Annotated in this window: 5 protein-coding genes; 2 read left to right on the plus strand and 3 right to left on the minus strand. The window is 47.1% G+C overall.

Going from position 1 to position 5,132, the window contains the following annotated elements:
- On the plus strand, positions 1-858 hold an 858-nt coding region (locus tag V3S16_RS07650; RefSeq protein ID WP_413884083.1), incomplete at its 5' end, for a 2'-deoxycytidine 5'-triphosphate deaminase.
- A gap of 99 nt (positions 859-957) precedes the next feature.
- On the opposite strand, the gene V3S16_RS07655 is transcribed toward V3S16_RS07650, so the two are convergent.
- Positions 958-2,052 (minus strand): response regulator, encoded by a 1,095-nt coding sequence (locus tag V3S16_RS07655; RefSeq protein WP_413884084.1) that lies wholly within the window; start codon positions 2,050-2,052, stop codon positions 958-960.
- 144 nt (positions 2,053-2,196) lie between these two features.
- On the opposite strand from V3S16_RS07655, the gene V3S16_RS07660 reads away from it, so the two are divergent.
- Positions 2,197-3,165, plus strand: coding sequence for a pentapeptide repeat-containing protein (locus V3S16_RS07660; RefSeq protein WP_413884085.1), 969 nt, complete (start codon positions 2,197-2,199; stop codon positions 3,163-3,165).
- A 76-nt stretch (positions 3,166-3,241) separates the two neighbouring features.
- Here the strand turns inward: V3S16_RS07660 and V3S16_RS07665 are convergent, their stop codons facing one another.
- Both V3S16_RS07665 and V3S16_RS07670 read right to left on the minus strand, forming a co-directional pair.
- Complete coding sequence (locus V3S16_RS07665; RefSeq protein WP_413884086.1) at positions 3,242-4,294, minus strand: macro domain-containing protein; 1,053 nt, start codon at positions 4,292-4,294, stop codon at positions 3,242-3,244.
- 13 nt (positions 4,295-4,307) lie between these two features.
- Positions 4,308-4,952, minus strand: coding sequence for a DUF4433 domain-containing protein (locus V3S16_RS07670; protein WP_413884087.1), 645 nt, complete (start codon positions 4,950-4,952; stop codon positions 4,308-4,310).
- Positions 4,953-5,132: the final 180 nt, after the last annotated feature.

Raw genomic sequence — 5,132 nt, forward strand, 5'->3', positions numbered from 1 at the left:
CGCGGCAATGTTTACCTTATCCCGCTTTTGGAGCGCCTGAACCTTCCGAAAAACATTCACGGCAGGACGAATCCGAAATCATCCACCGGCAGGCTGGACATCTTCACAAGGGTCATCAGCGACCGAAGCCACCGCTTCGAAGACATAGCCTGCGGCTACAGGGGCGGACTCTACCTCGAGGTGGTTCCGCGCTCGTTCACCATAAAGGTTAAGACGGGATTATGCCTCAACCAGCTTCGCCTAATGCGCGGGAACACGGTGATAGACGACAAATCACTCGCAATGCTGCACGACGAAAAACCGCTCCTCTACAACGGAACGCGCAAAAAAGCGCGCCCGATGATAAAGAACGGCCTGTTCGTCAGCATCGAGATAAACACGAGGAAAAAGGACGCCGTAATAGGCTACATGGCAAAAAAGAACAGCACCGTAATTGACCTTACGCGCAACTCAAGCTATCACGTGCGCGATTTCTGGGAGCCGATTATCTCGCCGCACGAGAACTTTTTGATACTGGAGCCGGAGGAGTTCTACATCTTCGCGTCGAAGGAGAAGGTGCGCGTACCGCTATCGTGCGCGGCGGAGATGGTCGAATTCGACGCCGGTTCGGGAGAGCTTCGCACGCATTACGCCGGGTTTTTCGATTCGGGATTCGGCGACGGCCCCCAGCGCGGCACGAAGGCGGTGCTGGAGGTAAGGCCGCACGACGTTCCGTTCAGGATCGAGGACGGCCAGCCCTTTTTCAAACTTCGCTACGAACGGATGTCGTCGCCGCCCGATGTCGGCTACGGCGATGAAATCGGCTCCAACTACTCTCGCCAGGGATTAAAACTGAGCAAACACTTCACCATGGAGTGAAGTGGCTGGTAGCGCGGACAATCCGCGACACCACCTAATGGCAGGCAGGCAGGATGACAGGCATTCATGGTTTGGGCAAAAGCCCGTTAAGGAGACGGGTTACTCCAAATCAGCTTTTTCCCCCATACCGCGGATTATGTCTCCGAATTCTCTGAGCAGTCCCCTATCCAGGAATTTGGGGTTATCCATCATCTCCAAGGCCTTTTCCGGCGGGAAGGCTGGTTTGTACACCCTTTTATCTGTCAGGGCCACGTAAATGTCCACTATCGCCGCCATGCGCGCAAGGGTTCCGATTTCCGTTCCCTTCAGCCCGCGCGGGTAGCCGCTACCGTCCAGCTTTTCGTGGTGGTTCCATCCGATTTCAATGATCGGTTCCGGAATCCCCGGTGTGCGTTTAAGGATTTCCACAGTGTGGTTTACATGCTCTTTCATTTCCACCCATTCGTATTCGGTAAATTTGCCGGGCTTGTTTAATACCCCGATTGGCGTTTTCGCCTTGCCCACGTCGTGAATCACGCCGCCCGAAGTGACGGTCAATATATCCTCCTTCGTGAAAGAGCCGAAATCCTGCGCGAACATCGAGAGGTAAATTCCGACCCTCAGGGAATGCACGAACGTATAGCTGTCGTGGTCTTTCACGGCGCCCAGAACGCTTTGGATATCTCCTTTATCCATCACCTCCAGCATCTTTTCGCACGTATTTCGGAAGTCTTTATAAGGAAGCGGCCTTCCCGCGGCAACGGCGTTAAAGGCCTTGTCCAGCGTTGTCATCGTAAGGTGCAAAACCTGCTCCTGATCTGGCTCCAGCTTTTTCCACTGCTCTTCCACCCCCTTGTTTATCCACCTGCCCACCTTGTGAAGGAAGAGTCCCTTGTCGAAAGGCTTCACCACGTAATCGCACGCGCCCCATTTGATGGCTTTTTCAACGGTTTGAAATTTACTGTCGGCCGTTACCATCATCACATTGGTTCCCCTGGAGGCGCCACGTGTCCTTATCTCGTTAAGCGTATCGAAGCCGTCCATATTAGGCATGCTAATGTCCATAAGGATCAGGTCGTATTTTTTTGAGGCGGCCAGTTTTATGGCTTTTGCGCCGCTTCGGGCCTCTTCGATGTCATACCCCAATTTCTTAAGGGAATTTATAAGGAGAAGGCGAATTGACTCGTCGTCGTCAACTACAAGTACCTGTTTCATGGCAATAAATTTCCTCTGGCGAATTGGTTTAATTCATCTAAATTCTATCACCAAGCCGCCAAACGGAAAAGGGGTTTAACGGGAATTTTTCATTATGCCGAAGCATGGTTATATTAATTTTATGTTAGGCTGTTGTTGAAAGCTATGTTGGAAGAACTCAGCAAATCGTTCAAGGCGATTCTATACGACCGGGTTGTAAGTCCCCTATCGGGCACATTCATACTTTCATGGCTGGTGATTAATTGGAAAGCCATGGCTTTGTTGCTCCTTGACGACGCTTTTGTGGAAATCAGAATTAAAAACATAGAGGCTCTATATAGCGATAATTGGTTCATGCCGTTAGCGGTTTATCCCCTGATTTCAGCCGTAATCCTTATTTTTATTTATCCGTATCCATCCAAACTGGCATACTGGTTCTCCAAAAGAAGGACTGAAGAATTAAAGAAGATAAAACAGGAGATAGAAAAGAAAACCCTCCTTACAAGGGAAGAATCGGATGAGCTTCGGATTCAAATGGAAAAATCGAAAACATACGCTTCAGGCCTGTTAAAAGAAAAAGATGACCTCATAGCGGCTTTAAATAGAAAAATCGAGTCGCTTGAAGCGGAAAACCCAATATCTACAAAAAAACCGGAAGTACAAGTAACGAGCGCAAAAGCAGAAGATACAGATAACGCTCCGGAAGAGAAGGTACGAAAAGTAGGCGGATATAGAATAGGACCCGGAGCCGACCTTAGGAAAGCTGACCTTAAGGAAGCCGACCTTACGAGCGCCAACCTTAGGAAAGCCGACCTTTGGAGAGCCGACCTTAGGGAAGCCAATCTTACGAGAGCCGACCTTGCGGGAGCCAACCTTATCGAAGCCTACCTGAGGGGAGTCAGGCTTAGGGAAGCCACCCTTGGCGGGGCAAACCTTAGGGGAGTGGACCTTAGTGGAGCCGACCTTACGGGAGCCGACCTTACGGGTGCCGACCTTGCGGGAGCCGACCTTACGAAAGTCATATGCGATCCCGAACAAATTTTTAAAGCCCGAAATTGGGATAAGGCTCATTTCAGTGAAGGGGTGAAGGAAAAGCTGAAAGAGCTTGACGCCAACCGAAAGGGAGCGGGGTAGGTAAGAATCCCGCCAGTTTTTGAAAATGGTAACTATACTACCGGAATTTTTTTGTTGTGAAACTACTTTTAATTTTTTAGCGGCTTCCCATTTCAGATAGCCACATTTTATCGCTCAATTGTTTCCATGCGATTTGAATATGGTCAGGATGGAACATCCGTCTCTTACGATCAGTCCACTTTTTAATTAGACTAATAGCATCCGTAACATCACGAGCACGGGAATCTCCATGATGAACCAACCAATGTACTGATGACAGCAGTTCAATTCCATAAGGTGTTTGAAATCCTTCAATCAAATCTGCAACCTTATTTAGCCGGTTAATTGAATTTTTGTGGGCAATAATGAATTCATCAGCTTCTCTCACTGATCCAGGAAGAAGTTCTATTTCGACATCCGGTTTTTGTGTATCTCCATAACCTGTCATAAAATGTCCATCAAGCACTTCAAGAACTTTGTTAAGGTTATGAGCGTATGGACCATAAGGACCTGCTTCATATTTCAATCGTAAAGGCTCGCCAGATTCCTGGAGAAAATATGCTAGCTTCTGAATCTCTAAAAGAGTTAATCGATATGCTAATTTAGCGTATCGTTGCATAAGTTTTATCAATAGGGCTCTTGCAATAGTCATCTTTGGACGCTTTGTTCGTACGGGCATATTTTTAGCGTCTGGCGTCCCAACAGGCTCGAATAACATTATCTTTACTTCCGGCAATTTAGCGAAGGCTTTCTCGATCTTAGGCCGCACAATTCTCCAGTCAAGCCCACCCAGACCGCAACCCAACGGGGGGATTGCAATAGATTTAATATCCAGCTTGCTAACTTCTTTAATAAGCGCATTTAAGCCCGTATCGATGTCATCTAAGCGTGACGGGCCTCGCCAATGTCGCTTAGTCGGAAAGTTAATTATAAATCTAGGATTTACTATTAGGCCTGTTTCGAATACATGCATTTTGCCTACTTGCATTTCCTTGGCTCGGCAAGCACGCGCGTATGCGTCGTTGTTTTCAGGGAAAGCTTTTTTAAACTGAAGCGCTATCCCTTTCCCCATGAATCCATCACAATTGACCGTGTTGACCAAAGCTTCAACATCCAACTCTAATAAATTACCCTTCGCAATCTCAATCATGGTTACCCTTTATCTAATAATACCATGTTGGTTGTATTCGTACAGTACGATTTAAGTCGTCTGGAAACCCACCGATGATTTCTTCAACTTTCGACTTTACCCGTGCGTTTATAACACCTATTTCCTTTATAATTTCCCAGTTGCAAAACTTATGAACCAAAAACTCTGCCTGTTTACGTCGTTGGCGGTCACCATCATCTATACTGTCAGCCCAATATCGCTGATTTACTATATCCCAGTCAACTTTGTCCAAATCGGCAATAGCATAATACCATGTAGTATATGCAGCAATGCCGTGACCATCAGAAAAAATAAAATTGGCCTCCGCATCAATAACCGCCTGAACTGTTGAAACAAGATAGATTATTGGTTCCTGCCCCTCACTATAATTTTCCACCCGACCAGTTTTAAGCTGTAAAAGCATAGGCGAACGATAACCAAAGTAAAAAGGAACATAATCGTGTATAACACCCTTAGGCCCGCAGGGGAGGTCTCTACTTTTCCTCTCTAACTGGATATCGGTATTGTGGATATTTCTATAGGTTAATTCATCTTTTGGTGTCAGATTCGGGGCATATAGCCCTTTTCTCTGCAAACAAACATGAAGATTATCAATGTGGATAATCCTGAAAATATGTATCTGGTTCGGTTTATACATCAGCTATTCTAAAACGCCTCTTTTAAAAGCCTCAAACCTTCTTCCAGCGGCGTCGGATTGAAACCCGTATCCCTTACAAGTTTTGCGTTTGAAAGCGAAACGTCTTTCGGCCTCTTGGCGGCGGAGGGCATTTCGGCCATCGTTATCGGCGTAATGAGGGATTTGTCCAGCCCAAGCGTT

It is taken from the genome of Candidatus Desulfatibia sp., assembly GCF_036446775.1.
Classification (GTDB): Bacteria; Desulfobacterota; Desulfobacteria; order Desulfobacterales; family UBA11574; genus Desulfatibia_A.